The 14392-nt window shown below is 71.8% G+C and carries 10 protein-coding genes; 3 read left to right on the top strand and 7 right to left on the bottom strand.

What is annotated here, in order from left to right:
- From E2E34_RS21085 to nsdA, 4 genes are all read right to left on the bottom strand, one after another.
- Window positions 1–2236, bottom strand: a 2236-nt coding sequence (locus E2E34_RS21085; protein WP_138903486.1) for a [protein-PII] uridylyltransferase, incomplete at its 3' end; no start/stop codon positions are given.
- Window positions 2237–2269: 33 nt separating this feature from the next.
- The gene (locus E2E34_RS21080) at window positions 2270–2608 is read right to left on the bottom strand and encodes a P-II family nitrogen regulator (protein ID WP_136723172.1); all 339 of its coding nucleotides are present in this window, start codon (window positions 2606–2608) and stop codon (window positions 2270–2272) included.
- The gene (locus tag E2E34_RS21075) at window positions 2605–3966 is read right to left on the bottom strand and encodes an ammonium transporter (protein ID WP_138903485.1); all 1362 of its coding nucleotides are present in this window, start codon (window positions 3964–3966) and stop codon (window positions 2605–2607) included. Before E2E34_RS21075 ends, E2E34_RS21080 begins: the two co-directional genes overlap by 4 nt.
- Window positions 3967–4292: 326 nt before the next feature.
- Window positions 4293–5768: a transcriptional repressor NsdA gene (gene nsdA, locus E2E34_RS21070; protein WP_138903484.1), complete on the bottom strand. Its 1476-nt coding sequence runs from the start codon at window positions 5766–5768 to the stop codon at window positions 4293–4295.
- 426 nt (window positions 5769–6194) lie between these two features.
- Between nsdA and E2E34_RS21065 the strand changes: the two genes are divergently transcribed.
- The gene (locus E2E34_RS21065; protein ID WP_138903483.1) at window positions 6195–6872 is read left to right on the top strand and encodes a bifunctional DNA primase/polymerase; all 678 of its coding nucleotides are present in this window, start codon (window positions 6195–6197) and stop codon (window positions 6870–6872) included.
- A 64-nt stretch (window positions 6873–6936) separates the two neighbouring features.
- Here the strand turns inward: E2E34_RS21065 and ftsY are convergent, their stop codons facing one another.
- Window positions 6937–8160, bottom strand: a complete 1224-nt coding sequence (gene ftsY / locus E2E34_RS21060; RefSeq protein ID WP_138903482.1) for a signal recognition particle-docking protein FtsY — start codon at window positions 8158–8160, stop codon at window positions 6937–6939.
- Window positions 8161–8313: 153 nt separating this feature from the next.
- Between ftsY and E2E34_RS21055 the strand changes: the two genes are divergently transcribed.
- Complete coding sequence (locus E2E34_RS21055; RefSeq protein WP_138903481.1) at window positions 8314–9780, top strand: cytosine permease; 1467 nt, start codon at window positions 8314–8316, stop codon at window positions 9778–9780.
- Window positions 9781–9842: 62 nt separating this feature from the next.
- Complete coding sequence (locus E2E34_RS21050; protein WP_138903480.1) at window positions 9843–10814, top strand: LLM class flavin-dependent oxidoreductase; 972 nt, start codon at window positions 9843–9845, stop codon at window positions 10812–10814.
- 40 nt (window positions 10815–10854) lie between these two features.
- Here E2E34_RS21050 and E2E34_RS21045 read toward each other — a convergent pair whose 3' ends face one another.
- Both E2E34_RS21045 and E2E34_RS21040 read right to left on the bottom strand, forming a co-directional pair.
- Window positions 10855–12273: a sugar porter family MFS transporter gene (locus tag E2E34_RS21045; protein ID WP_138903479.1), complete on the bottom strand. Its 1419-nt coding sequence runs from the start codon at window positions 12271–12273 to the stop codon at window positions 10855–10857.
- 206 nt (window positions 12274–12479) lie between these two features.
- Window positions 12480–14392 (bottom strand): AAA family ATPase (locus tag E2E34_RS21040; RefSeq protein WP_167518338.1); only part of this gene is annotated, 1913 nt, incomplete at its 5' end.

Here is a 14392-nt window from a genome sequence, read left to right as displayed (position 1 = left end):
CCGTCACGCGGGGCGGTGGGGCCTGGGCGCCGCGCCGGTGCGGGTTCTTCTCGTACGCGCGCTCCCGCTCCGCCAGGCGCGCGGGGATGTCCAGCGAGCCGTCCAGAGCACGCACGAGGTCCGCCCGCAGCCGGGCCGCCTGCGGCAGCGCCCCGTACTCCGCCGCCACCCGCCAGTCGAGCAGCAGTACGCCGGCCCCCGGCCCGGAGCCGTCGGCGGCCACGGCGCCGGGGAGTTCGGCGGCCCGCAGCTCGGCCGTGCGCACGGTCAGCCGGTGCATCGCCAGTACGCCGGCCACGGCGGGCAGCACACCGGGCTGGTCCGGTACGGCGATCAGCAGCTCGACGCCCAGCGGCTCCGGCCCGTCCCCGGCGTCCTCCCCGTGCGCCGGTGGCTGTGCGCGCAGCGAGAGGACGGGCCCGCCGGTGCGGAACGCCTCGATGGCGAGGCGTTCCTGTTCGGCGCTGGGCGCGGCCGGCTGCGGAGCCGCCGGTTCGGCGCCGGCGAGGACGGCGGCGACGCGCCCGACCAGGTCGGCGACGAGTGAGGCGCGCCAGGCGGACCAGGCGGCGGGCCCGGTGGCCAGGGCGTCGGCCTCGGTCAGGGCGTGCAGGAGTTCGAGGGTGCCGGTCGATCCGACCGCGTCGGCGACCGCGCGTACGGTCGCGGGGTCGTCCAGGTCGCGCCGGGTGGCGGTCTCGACGAGCAGCAGGTGGTGGCGTACGAGCGTGGCGATCACGCCCACGTCCGCGCGTTCGAAGCCGATCCGGGTGGCGACGTCGCGGGCGATGATCTCGCCGGCCACCGAGTGGTCGCCGGGCCAGCCCTTGCCGAAGTCGTGCAGCAGGGCGGCGGTCAGCAGCAGGTCGGGGCGGTGGACGCGGCGGGTGAACGCGGAGGCCCGCACGGCCGTCTCGACGAGGTGCCGGTCGACAGTCCAGGTGTGCACGGGGTTGCGCTGCGGGCGGCACCGTACCCGCTCCCAGTCGGGCAGCAGCCGCGTGATGAGACCCTCGGCCTCCAGCGCCTCCCACACCGGGATCGTCGCCTCGCCGGCGCCGAGCAGGGTGACGAGCTCCTCGCGCGCCTCGGCCGGCCACGGCACGGGCAGCGGCCGCGCCGCGGCGGCCAGGCGGCGTACGGCGTGCAGGGAGATTGGCAGCCCCGACTGGGCCGCCGCGGCGGCGGCCCGCAGCGGCAGCACCGCGTCGCGCTCGGGGCGCGCGGTACGGGCGAGCACCACCTCGCCGTCCTGCTCGACAACGCCCTCGGCGAGGGGGGTGCGCTCGGGCGCGGTCTTGCCGCCGAGCATGGCGCGCAGCCTGGGGCGCACCGACCGGGCGCGCAGGACGCGGCCCACCTCGCGCCAGGTGACGTCACCGGCGTACGCGATGGTGCGCGCCGCCTCGTACACCTCCCGCAGCAGCGTGTCGGCGTCCAGCAGCCCGAGCGCGGCGGCGACCTGGTCCTGCTCCTGCAGGGCGAGGCGGTCGGTGGCGCGTCCGGTCGTCAGGTGCAGCGCGTCGCGTACGTCGAGGAGCCGGCGACGCGCCGCGTCGAGGCCCTCGCGCGGCGCGTCGGCCAGCCAGGAGGCGGCGACGGCGCGCAGGGCGGTGGCGTCGCGCAGGCCGCCGCGCGCCTCCTTGAGGTCGGGTTCCAGGAGGTACTGGAGTTCACCCTGCCGTGCGGCCCGTTCCTGGCACAGCTCGTGGAGTTCGGGCAGCCGCTTGGGGGCGAGGTTGCGCCAGTCGGCCAGTACGGCGGTGCGCAGGCCTGCGGTGACTCCGAGGTCGCCGGCGATGTGCCGGGCGTCGAGCAGCCCGAGGTGCACCTTGAGGTCCTCACCGGCGGTTTTCCGGGCCTCGGCGGGCGTGCGGACGGAGTGGTCGAGGGCCAGGCCCAGGTCCCACACGGGGTACCACACGCGGTCGGCGAGGGCGGCGACCGCGCCCGGGTCGCCGCCGTCGTGCAGGAGCAGCAGGTCCAGGTCGCTGCGCGGCGACAGTTCACCCCGGCCGTAGCCGCCGACGGCGACCAGGGCCGCGCCGCGCACCCCCGACGCGAGGGCCGCCGTGGTGAACAGCGCCTCCAGCCAGTCGTCGGTCAGTTTCGCGAGGCCGGAGCGGCGCGACGGCCCGGACCGCGACTCCTCCTGGAGAAGTCGCAGCCGGGCCGCCGCGTAGCCGCTGGGTCCCGAGTCCTCGTACGGTTCGGCAGGTACTTCCACGCTCGTCACCCAGCAGCTCCCGTTGTCACGATGTGATGCAGGTCAGAGGGCGTCCGGGCCGCGTTCGCCGGTCCGTACCCTGACCGCCGTCTCGACCGGCACGCTCCACACCTTGCCGTCGCCGATCTTGCCGGTACGGGCGGCCTTCACCACCACTTCGATGAGCTGTTCGGCGTCACTGTCCTCGACCAGCACCTCGATCCGGATCTTCGGTACGAGATCGACGGTGTACTCGGCGCCCCGGTAGACCTCGGTGTGGCCGCGCTGTCGGCCGTATCCGCTGGCCTCGGTGACCGTGAGTCCCTGGACTCCGAAGGCCTGCAGGGCCTCCTTGATCTCGTCGAGCCGGTGCGGCTTCACGACCGCGGTGATGAGCTTCATGCGTCCACCTTCTTGTTCTGCGCGGCGCCGGCCCTGTCGGTCGGGCCGGTGGCGGGTGCGGCGGTGCGGGTGGCCGAACCGCCGCCCGCTCCGCTGAAGTCGTACGCGGTCTCGGCGTGCTCGACCTGGTCGATGCCCAGGACCTCGTCGTCCTCGGGGACCCGCATGCCCATCACCTTGTCGATGACGAAGGCGAGGAGCGCGGAGACCACCAGAGAGTAGGCCAGTACCGCGAAGACGCCCACGGCCTGCTTGCCGAGCTGGTCGAACCCGCCGCCGTACAGGAGGCCCTTGGCGTCGGACTGGACGCCGCCGGTGGCGAAGAAGCCGACGAGGAGCGAGCCGATGACACCGCCGACGAGGTGGACGCCGATGACGTCCAGGGAGTCGTCGTAACCGAACTTGTACTTGAGGCCGACGGCCATGGCGCACAGCAGGCCGGCGATGGCGCCCACGGCGATCGCGCCGAGGGGGCTGACGGAGCCGCCGGCCGGGGTGATCGCGACGAGGCCCGCGACGGCGCCGGACGCGGCGCCCAGAGTGGTGAACGATCCGTGCCGGATCTTCTCGTACGCCAGCCAGGCGAGCATGGCGGCGGCGGTGGCGACCTGGGTGTTGAGGAACATCACGGCGCCGATGCCGTCGTCGTTGCCGAGCCAGGAGCCGGCGTTGAACCCGAACCAGCCGAACCACAGGAGCCCGGCGCCGAGCATCACCAGGGGCAGGCTGTGCGGGCGCATCGGGTCCTTCTTGAAGCCGACGCGCTTGCCGATGACGAGGATGACGCCCAGCGCCGCGGCGCCGGCGTTGATGTGGACGGCCGTGCCGCCCGCGAAGTCGATGACGCCCATCTCGAAGAGCCAGCCGCCGGAGCCCCAGACCCAGTGCGCGACCGGGAAGTAGACGACGGTGACCCAGAGGGTGACGAACAGCGCCCAGGCGGTGAACTTGACGCGGTCCGCGAGAGCGCCGCTGATCAGGGCGGGAGTGAGGATGGCGAACATCAGCTGGAAGACGGCGAAGACGTACACCGGGATGGTGTAGCCGTCCCAGAGCTCGGTGACTCCGATGTCGCCCAGTCCGACGTACGCGGACGACCAGCCGATGACCGAGCCGACGTCGGTGCCGAAGGCGAGGCTGAAGCCGTAGAGCACCCAGAGGATGGTGACGATCCCGAGGCTGATGAAGCTCATCATCAGCATGTTCAGCGTGGACTTGACGCGGACCATGCCTCCGTAGAAGAAGGCCAGGCCCGGCGTCATGAGCATCACCAGGGCGGAACAGATGAGCATGAAGCCGGTATTGGCGGCAGACAGTTCGATCTTGTCTGCGGCAAGCGTCGTGATGCCTGGAGGCATCGGCGTCTCCTCGTCGTCGGTGCGGCCCGTGCGGGGGCGGAGCCTGTTGGCCTGTTCGGCAGCAAAGGGGTGCGCCGCTTATGCGCCATGAGGTTGGCGCAGCGCGGTTTCGGCCGATGTTGCTCGATGTTTCGCACCAGTGACGAAGAGGTCGTGCGTGTTACGTGCGGGTGAACCGGCTGACCGGGTGAAGGGCGGCCGTTATCGTGTCGCAACCATCACAGGACCGGCCGCGACCGCCACCCGGTTGACCTGGCGCGGGGGAGCCGAGTCGGGCTTCACGGGGTGGCTGTCGCGGCCGGCGTTTCGGGGGGCCCGCCGGGCCCTCAGACCGCCTCGGCGGCTTCGGGCAGCTGGGCTGTGAGCTGGTCGGTGAGGTCGACGACCTCGGCGACGTCGCCGAAGTCCCGGGCGGCCGTGTCGACGGTCTTGCGCAGCCGTGTGTTGACGCGCTCGGAGCGGACCCGCCGGGCGACGCCCAGGGCCTTCTCGGCCAGGACGACGGACTGTTCGGGCTCGCGCTTGAGCAGGTGCACGGTGGCCATGCCGATGAGGTTCAGCGCGTACGAGCGCTGGTGCTCCTCGTCCTTGCCGAAGAGCTCGACGGCGCGCTCCATGACGGGCTCTGAGAGCGAGGCGTAGGTGGGGCTGCGGCCGGCCACATAGGCCAGGTCGCGGTACGAGTGGGCGTTCTCGCCGTTGAGCTCCGCCTCGGAGAAGAAGCGGATCCAGTCGGGCTCGGGCTCGCCGTCCAGGCCCGCGTCGGAGAAGGTGTCCTCGGCCATCCGGACGGCCCGTTTGCACTTGCTGGGCTGTCCGATGTTGGCGTAGGCACGGGCCTCCATCGCATACAGCATCGCCTGGGTCCGGGGGGTGGCGCAGTCGCGGCTGCCGTACTGGGCGAGGTGGATGAGCTCCAGGGCGTCGTCGGGGCGGCCCAGGTGGATCATCTGGCGGCTCATGCTGGACAGGACGTACGAGCCGAAGGGCTTGTCGCCCGCTTCCTTGGCGGCGTGCAGCGCCAGGACGAAGTACTTCTGCGCGGTGGGCTGCAGGCCCACGTCGTAACTCATCCAGCCGGCCAGCTCGGCCAGCTCGGCGGCGCACTTGAAGAGCCGCTTGGAGGTGGCCTCGGGCTGCGGCTCCTGGAGCAGGTCCGTCACCTCGTGCAGCTGGCCGACGACCGCCTTGCGCCGCAGGCCGCCGCCGCACTGGGCGTCCCACTGGCGGAACATCACGGTCGTCGACTCCAGCAGGTCGAGCTCCGGCCTGGAGAGCCGGGACGGCCGCCGGGACGATCCGGCCGGCTCCGCCCGGCGGGGCTCGCCGACCGGTGACGGGACGAGCCAGCGCTGCATGGGCTCGATGAGGGCGGGGCCCGCGGCGAGCGCGAGCGAGGTGCCGAGGAAGCCGCGGCGCGCCAGCATCAGGTCGCTGCGGGAGAACTCGCTGAGCAGGGCGACGGTCTGCGGGCCCGCCCAGGGCAGGTCCACGCCGGACACCGAGGGTGACTGGTGCGCGGTGCGCAGCCCGAGGTCCTCCACGGCCACGACGCTGCCGAAGCGCTCGGAGAAGAGCTCCGAGAGGATCCGCGGGATCGGCTCGCGCGGCTGCTCGCCGTCCAGCCAGCGGCGGACCCGCGAGGTGTCCGTGCTGATGTGGTGCGCGCCCATCTGGCGGGCCCTGCGGTTCACCTGCCGCGCGAGCTCGCCCTTGGACCAGCCGCTGCGCACGAACCACGAGCCCAGCTGCTCGTTCGGGCGCTTTCCAGCGTTCGAACCGCCTGCGCCACTGCCGCCCACTGGTACGCCCCCATCCCGCCGAAGCCTCTTTGCCCGAACCCCTGACAGAATGCCGTGAGTTGCGGCCTGTTGTCCCCGGGATGCAGCCCTCGAACACGAAACCGGCTTGCCTCCGGCATACCCACACACGCGGTTATTCCGGGGTTCGTGTACCGAAAGTAATCCTACGATCACCCCTCCGGCCATGGCGATTCCACAAACGCCACCATTCGCCACCCCAACGTATGAACTCCCCTGCCGCCGGGCGCGATTCACTTGACATACGCCGATCGGGAGTCGGTGGAGCGAGGTGCGCCGGGGCGCTCAGGCCCGTCCGCACCACCGCGAACGACCCTGTGCGCCGGAAGGACCACCTCGACGGCAGCGGAGCGTAACGACTTGACTCCAGGTCGTAACCACCGGTGCGCTTGACCCGTTGGAGGGGGCATGGGCTTCACGATCGGCCGGGAGACACGGTCCGGCTCACGGCGACGCGGCCGCCTGTCGGACTGCACCACGGTGGCCGAGTACACCGGCCTCTGGGGCTGGGCGGTCGTCCCCGGCGCCAGAGCGGCCTCCGGCGGCGCGGCGGGTTCCAGGACCGCGGCACGCGCCTGCTCCTGCGGCGCCGCGTCCTGCCGGGCGCCCGGCGCCCATCCGCTGGACTTCGCGCCCGAGGTGCCGCCCGGCGCCACCCTCGACGACGTCACCAGGACCTGGTCGGAGTTCCCGGGCGCCGCGGTGCTGCTCCCCGTGGGCCGTACGTTCGACGTCATCGAGGTCGCCGAGGCCGCGGGGCGCCGGGCGCTCGTACGGCTGGAGCGGATGGGGCTGCCGCTTGGGCCCGTGGCCGTGACGCCGGACGGCCGGGCCCTGTTCTTCGTCGCTCCCGGGGCCGCCGCCGAACTCCCCGGCCTCCTGTACCGGATGGGCTGGGACGACGCGGACCTCGACCTGCGCGGACTCGGCCCCGGTGACCACGTCGTGGCCCCGCCGTCCGACCTGGCCGGCCTCGGCCCGGTCCGCTGGCTGCGCCCGCCGTCGCTGGACACGGCTCAGGCTCCGCCGCAGGCGCGGCTGCTGCTGGGGACGCTGGCGTACGTGGCGCACCGCTCACCGGCGTAACACGCGAAACGCCGGGCGGGCCCCCGTTGAGGAGCCCGCCCGGCGTTCGCGTCGTACGTCGGCGTCAGTCGCCGATCAGGGCGTCCACGAACGCCTCCGGCTCGAACGGCGCCAGATCGTCCGGGCCCTCGCCCAGGCCGATCAGCTTCACCGGTACGCCCAGCTCGCGCTGCACCGCGATCACGATGCCGCCCTTCGCCGTGCCGTCCAGCTTCGTCAGCACGATGCCGGTGATGTCGACGACCTCGGCGAAGACCCGCGCCTGCACCAGGCCGTTCTGTCCGGTGGTCGCGTCCAGGACCAGCAGCACCTCGTCGAGCGGGCCGTGCTTCTCGACGACGCGCTTGACCTTGCCGAGCTCGTCCATGAGCCCGGCCTTGGTGTGCAGCCGGCCGGCCGTGTCGATGAGGACGACGTCCGCGCCCTCGGCGATACCTTCCTTCACCGCGTCGAAGGCGACCGACGCGGGGTCGCCGCCCTCGGGTCCGCGCACGGTGCGCGCGCCGACGCGGTCGCCCCAGGTCTGGAGCTGGTCGGTGGCCGCCGCGCGGAACGTGTCCGCGGCGCCCAGCACCACGCTGCGGCCGTCGGCCACCAGGACGCGGGCGAGCTTGCCGGTGGTGGTGGTCTTGCCGGTGCCGTTGACGCCGACGACCATGACGATGCCCGGGATGTCGGCGGCGCTCTCGGTCTTCACCGCGCGGTCCATGTCCGTACCGAGCAGGTTGAGCAGCTCCTCGCGGAGCAGGATCCGCAGTTCCTGCGGTGTGCGCGTGCCGAGGACCCGCACGCGCTCGCGCAGCCGCTCGACCAGTTCCTGGGTCGGGGCCACGCCGACGTCCGCGGTGAGCAGGGTGTCCTCGATCTCCTCCCAGGTTTCCTCGTCGAGGTGCTCGCGGGAGAGCAGGGTCAGCAGACCCTTGCCGAGCGTGTTCTGCGAGCGGGCGAGCCGGGCGCGCAGTCGCACCAGGCGGCCGGCGGTGGGCTCGGGGACCTCGATCTCGGGCGCGACGGGTTCGGCGACGACCGGGTCCTCGAGGGCGACGGGCTCCTCGACGGCGGTCTGCGCGTCGGGAAGGTCCACCTCCTCGATGGTCCGGCGCGACTCGTCGTGCGGTGGCGCCGCGTCCTCGCCGACCTGCGGTTCGGCGGGCGGGGCGGTGATGGTCGGCGTGGTCGGCGGCGCCTGCGGCGGCAGCTGCTTCTTCTTGCGGCTGCTGACCACGAGCCCGCTGATGGCGCCGATCGCGACCAGGGCGATGACTACAGCAAGGATGACGATTTCCATAACCCACCCAGTATCAGTCACACCCGTGTTCCCACGGCTTCCTCGGAGGATCGCACGACGGTCCGGGAGAGGATTTGGACCTTTTGGGGGGACCGTACGCCGGTGTGACCGTAAGATGCTGTTCGTTCCCCCACGCCTGCACGGAGTTCCACCATGCCTGAAACGTCCGCCCCCGAGTCCGAGGGCGCGATAGAGACCCGCGGTCTCGAGCCCGTCCCCGACAGCGAGCGCTCGGGCCGCGTCCGTGAGCTCTTCCCCACCTGGGTCGCCGCCAACATCAGTGTGCTGCTGCTCACGATGGGCGCCGGCCTGGTGGTCTTCAACCGCCTGAACATCTGGCAGGTGCTGGTCGTCGCCGTCGCGGCGCCCGTCGTCTCGTACGGGCTCACCGGTCTGATCTCGATCGCCGGCAAGCGCGGCGGGTCGCCCGGCATGGCGCTCTCGCGGGCGGTGTTCGGGCAGCGGGGCAATCTCTTCCCCGGCTCGCTGATCTGGGTCGCGCGCTGGGGCTGGGAGACGATCAACGCGGTGACCGGCGCCTACGCCGTGCTGACCGTGCTCGACCTGCTGTTCGGCGTCAAGAGCAGCACCACCCTGATCGTCGTGACGCTGCTGCTCTTCGTCGGCTGCACGTTCCTCGTGTCGGGTCTCGGCATCAACGCCCTGCGCCGGTGCAGCACCTGGTCGACGTACCTCTTCGGCGCGTTCAGCGTGCTCGTGCTGGTCTATCTGATCGCCGGCACCGACTGGTCGGCCGTGTTCGCCAAGCCGGCCGGCTCCACCGCGATGATGATCGCGGGCATCGGCACCATCGCGGCCGGCGGCATCAGCTGGGTGCCCTCGGGCCCGGACTTCACCCGCTATCTGCCGCGTACGGCGTCGGGCAGGGGCATGGTCGCCGCGACCGTCGGCGGCGCGGGCGTCGTCGTGCTGCCGATGGTGCTCATGGGCGCGGTGATGGCCGTCAGCACGCCGGACCTGGCGTCGGCCAAGGACCCGGTGTCCTTCATCGGGGAGCTGCTGCCGAGCTGGATCGCCGTTCCGTACCTGCTGATCGCCCTCATCGGCATGCTGCTGATCAACTCGATGTCGATGTACTCGGCCGGCTTCACCGCGCAAACGCTGGGCATCAGCGTGCCGCGCGCCTGGGCCGTGAGCGTCAACGCGATCATCAGCCTGGTCTTCGGCTTCCTGCTGATGGTGGTGGCGACGAGCTTCTTCGGTTCGTTCATCTCCTTCCTGACGCTGCTCGCGGTTGCGTTCTCGGCGTGGATCGGCGTCTTCGGTGTGGACATGCTGAGCCGCCGTACGTACGACGGTGAGGCGCTGATGGACACCACCCGCACCAGCGGCTACTGGTACCGGGGCGGTTTCGCCTGGCAGGCCATGACGGCGTGGGGCGTGGCGCTGGTGGCGGGCCTGCTGTTCACCAAGGTCGACTGGTTCACCGGGCCGCTCGCCGGTTCGTGGATCGGGCGCAACGGCCTGGGCTGGGCGGCGACCGTCGTCGTGGCGGCGCTGCTGTACGCGGCGCTGCCGAGGACGAGGGCCGGGGAGCCGGCGCAGGAGCCGGCCGAGGCCGAGACGGCCCCCGAGCCCGCCGCAAGCCTGTCCATCTGACGCGACGTCAACTAACGTCCCCCTTCGCCACACCGACATCCGGCGGAGGGGGACGTTTCGTCATGGCTCTCACAGTGGTCCGCTTCAACCTCGTCGATCCCGACGCGACCCCCGGCACCCACGCGGCCCGCTACCGCGCCGCCCTGGAGATGGCGGCGTACGCGGACGACCGCGGCATCGACACCGTGCAGACCGAGGAACACCACGGCACCTCGAACGGCTGGCTCCCCTCCCCCTTCGTCTTCGCCGGCGCGGTGCTGGGCGCGACGCGGCGGATCGCGGTCACCGTCTCGGCGGTCATCGGTCCGCTGTACGAGCCGCTGCGGCTGGCGGAGGACATCGCCGTACTCGACCTGATCGGCCGGGGGCGGCTGGTCACGGTGGCGGGGATCGGGTACCGGCCGGAGGAGTACGAGCAGCTGGGCGTCGACTGGGGCCGGCGCGGCCGGCTCCAGGACGAGGTGCTCGAAACGCTGCTCCTGGCGTGGACCGGCGAGCCGTTCCCGTACCGGGGGCGGACCGTGCGCGTCACGCCGCGGCCGTACACCCAGCCGCATCCGATGCTGCTGGTGGGCGGATCCTCGCAGGCGGCGGCCCGGCGCGCGGCGCGCTTCGGGCTGCCGTTCTTCCCGAGCGCGCACCTGCCGGAGCTGGAGGAGTACTACCACGCGAAGCGGGCGGAGTTCGGGACCGACGGCTACTGCGTGATGCCGGCGGCCGGGACGGCGCTGCTGCACGTGGCGGAGGATCCGGACCGGACGTGGGCCGAGTACGGCGAGCACTTCCTGCACGAGGCGCAGACGTACGCCTCCTGGCAGTCGAAGGACATCAGGTCGGCCGTGCGTTCGCGGGCGACCACGGTCGAGGAGCTGCGCGGCGAGGGGGTCTACCGCGTCCTGACCCCGGACGAGTGCGTGGCGCGGGCGGCGGACAGTCTCGTACTGCATCCGCTGTGCGGCGGGATGCCGGTCGACGAGGGCTGGCGCAGCCTGCACCTGTTCTGCGAAGACGTACTGCCCCGGCTCAACAGTTGAGCCGGGGCAGTGCCGTGTTCGAGGAGCGGGGCAGCGGGGTTTAGCCCATCTCCTCCAACGCCTTGCCCTTGGTCTCCTTCACGAACTTGAGCACGAAGGGGATCGAGAGCACGGCGAAGAATGTGTAGATCATGTACGTCCCCGAGAGGTTCCACTCGGAGAGGCTCGGGAAGCTCGCGGTGATCGCCCAGTTGGCGATCCACTGCGCGGAGGCGGCGACACCGAGCGCGGCGGCGCGGAGCCGGTTGGGGAACATCTCGCCGAGGAAGACCCAGACGACGACACCCCACGAGAGGGCGAAGAAGAGCACGAACACGTGGGCCGCGATGAGGGCGACGACGCCCTGGGCGTGCGGCAGCTTGCCGTCGATCAGGTCGGCGGAGAAGGCCCATGCCTCGAAGGCCAGCGCGAGCGCCATGCCGGCGGAGCCGATGAGCGCGAGCGGCCTGCGGCCGATGCGGTCGACGAAGATCATGGCGATCACGGTGCCGATGATGTTGATGATCGACGTGGTGAACGAGTAGAAGAACGAGTCGCTCGGGTTGATGCCGACCGACTGCCACAGGGTCGCGGAGTAGTAGAAGGCGACGTTGATGCCGACGAGCTGCTGGAACACCGAGAGGCCGATGCCGACCCAGACGATGGGCAGGAAGCCGAAGCGGCTGCCGAGCAGGTCCTTGAAGGTGGACTTGTGCTCGCTGCGCATCGCCAGCTCGATCTCGTTGACGCGCAGGTCGAGGTCGATGTGCTTGCCCTCGACGTCGGCCAGGATCGCCTTGGCCTTGTCGACCTTGCCGACCGAGATCAGGAAGCGCGGGGACTCGGGGATGGCGAAGGAGAGCAGGCCGTACAGCACGGCCGGGACCACCATGACGCCGAGCATGACCTGCCAGGCCTCGATGCCGAGCAGTTCGCCGCGCTGGTCGCCGTCGGCGAGGTTGAGGATGCCCCAGTTGACGAGCTGGGAGACCGCGATGCCGATGACGATCGCCGCCTGCTGGAAGGACCCGAGGCGGCCGCGGTACGCCGGCGGGGCGACCTCGGCGATGTAGGCGGGGCCGATGACCGAGGCCATGCCGATGGCGATGCCGCCGAGCACCCGCCAGAAGGCGAGGTCCCACAGGGCGAAGGGGAGCGCGGAGCCGACGGCGCTGATGGTGAACAGCGCAGCGGCGATCTGCATGACACGGATACGGCCGATGCGGTCGGCGAGGCGGCCCGCGGTGGCGGCGCCGATGGCGCAGCCGATCAGCGCGATGGCGATGACCTGGGCGAGGGTCGCGGATCCGACGTCGTACTTGCCCCGGATGCCTTCTACGGCGCCGTTGATCACGGAGCTGTCGTAACCGAAGAGGAAGCCGCCCATCGCGGCTGCCGCCGTGATGAAGATGACGTGGCCGAGGTGGTCCGGGTGGGCCGCGCGGGCTCCGGACGCGGGTGGTTGCGCTGTGCTGGTCACATCAACTCCTGGTGCCTGGCCGCGTCGCCGGGCGTGGGGGGCAAGCACTCCAAGTGGGGCACAACATCGCGCCGCGCACCACTTGAAGGTAAAAACGACGTTGCCGAGACTATGCCTTCAGGTTTCGAAGTCAAGGGGTGGAGAACGTGAGATTCGAGAACCCGGCGTGTCGGCTTGTGTTCAAGGTTTGAAGGTAAGCGCCTGATTCAGCGGAGGCGCTGGCTGATGACCTTGGACACCCCGTCCCCCTGCATGGAGACGCCGTACAGCGCGTCGGCGACCTCCATCGTCCGCTTCTGGTGCGTGATCACGATCAGCTGGGAGCTCTCCTGGAGCTCCTCCATGATCCGGATGAGCCGCTGGAGGTTGGTGTCGTCGAGCGCCGCCTCGACCTCGTCCATCACGTAGAACGGGCTCGGCCTGGCCTTGAAGATCGACACCAGCATGGCCACCGCGGTCAGCGAGCGCTCACCGCCGGACAGCAGCGACAGCCGCTTGACCTTCTTGCCCGGCGGCCTGGCCTCGACGTCGACCCCGGTGGTGAGCATGTTGTCGGGATCCGTGAGGATCAGACGCCCTTCGCCGCCCGGGAAGAGCCGGGAGAAGACCCCCTCGAACTCCCTGGCCGTGTCCCGGAAGGCCTCGCTGAACACCTGCTCGACGCGCTCGTCGACCTCCTTGACCACCTGCATCAGGTCGGCACGCGTCTTCTTCAGGTCTTCAAGCTGCTCGGAGAGGAACTTGTGCCGCTCCTCCAGCGCCGCGAACTCCTCCAGAGCCAGCGGATTCACCTTCCCGAGCTGCTGGTACGCCCGTTCGGCCGCCCGGAGCCGCTTCTCCTGCTCCGCGCGCACGAACGGCCGCGGCTGGTTGCGGGGGTCCTCCGGGTCGTCCGGCACCTCTTCGCCGTCGGCGGGCGGCGACGGCGGTACGGGCTGGTGGGGGCCGTACTCCGCCACGAGCCCGGCCGGTTCGACGCCCAGCTCCTCCAGCGCCCTGATCTCCAGTTGCTCGATGCGCAACCGCTTCTCGGCGCCGAGCACCTCACCGCGATGCACCGAGTCGGTCAGCTTGTCCAGCTCGCCCTTCAGCTCCCGGCCCCGGCCGCGCTCGGCCGCCAGTTCCCGCTCGCGGTCCGCCTTGTCCGCCTCGGCCGCGGCCCGCTCCTCGTCGGCCCGTACGAGCGAGATCTCGACGTGGGCGAGCAGCTGACGCGCACCGGACGCGACGGCGGACGCCACCCGCGCCTCGTTGCGCAGCCGCGCGCGCCGCTGCTCGGCGCGCGCCCGTGCCTCGCGCTCCGCGCGCGCCCCCCGGTCGAGCGCGTCGGCCCGCCCGGCGAGGCCCTTCACCCGCTCCTCGTGGGTACGGACCTGGAGCCGGGCCTCCATCTCGGTCTGGCGGGCGTTGGCTCCGTCGGCGGCGAGCCGGTCCCGTACCGAGGTGTCCGGCTCCTCCTGTACGGGCGTCTCCTCGGCCACCAGCAGGCGCTCGGCCAGCTCCTCCGCCTCCGCGGCGGCCCGCTCCAGCGCCTCCTGGGCGCGGGCGGCGGCAGCGGCCGACCGTTCGGCCTCGCCCGCGGCGCCGCGCGCCTGCCCGGCGAGCCGGCCGAGCTGCTGGGCTACGCCGGACTTCTCCCGGTCGGCGGCGCGGCGGCGCTGGGCCAGCTCCTCGACGAGCACGGCGCACCCGTCACGCCGCTCCCCCGCCCGGTGCTGCGCCGCCGCGAGCTCCTCGCACCGTACGGCCAGCTCCTCCAGCTCGGCGGCGGCCTCGTCGACGGATGCCTGCACCTCCAGCAGGCTCGGCGCACCCGCCGAACCGCCGTGCGCGAAGTACGCACCCAGCACATCGCCCTCGGCGGTGACCGCCGTCAGGGCGGGCCGGGCGGCGACCAGGTCCTCGGCGTCCTCCAGCGTGCCGACGACGACCATGTCCCGTACGAGCCGCCGCACGGCGGGCATCAGCTCGGCGGGGCCGCGCACCAGCTCGGCCACGGACGCGGGCGCCCCCGCCGTACGCCGTGCCACGGCCACGTCACCCCCCTCGGGGGCCACACCCGCCTCACCGCCACCGCCTGCGGGCGCACCCCACCCGCTTCCGGCGCCCCCGACACTCT

The sequence above is a fragment of the Streptomyces albidochromogenes genome, assembly GCF_005981925.1.
In the GTDB taxonomy this organism is placed as follows: Bacteria; Actinomycetota; Actinomycetes; order Streptomycetales; family Streptomycetaceae; genus Streptomyces; species Streptomyces albidochromogenes.
This window is presented reverse-complemented; position numbering and strand designations above follow the sequence as displayed.

What these genes read in the sequence shown, in the direction of transcription:
- ftsY (WP_138903482.1), bottom strand. Translation starts at nt 8,160, where the DNA reads ATGGAAATCGTCATCCTTGCTGTAGTCATCGCCCTGGTCGCGATCGGC.
- E2E34_RS21075 (WP_138903485.1), bottom strand. Translation starts at nt 3,966, where the DNA reads ATGCCTCCAGGCATCACGACGCTTGCCGCAGACAAGATCGAACTGTCT.
- E2E34_RS21055 (WP_138903481.1), top strand. Translation starts at nt 8,314, where the DNA reads ATGCCTGAAACGTCCGCCCCCGAGTCCGAGGGCGCGATAGAGACCCGC.
- E2E34_RS21065 (WP_138903483.1), top strand. Translation starts at nt 6,195, where the DNA reads ATGGGCTTCACGATCGGCCGGGAGACACGGTCCGGCTCACGGCGACGC.
- E2E34_RS21050 (WP_138903480.1), top strand. Translation starts at nt 9,843, where the DNA reads ATGGCTCTCACAGTGGTCCGCTTCAACCTCGTCGATCCCGACGCGACC.
- E2E34_RS21080 (WP_136723172.1), bottom strand. Translation starts at nt 2,608, where the DNA reads ATGAAGCTCATCACCGCGGTCGTGAAGCCGCACCGGCTCGACGAGATC.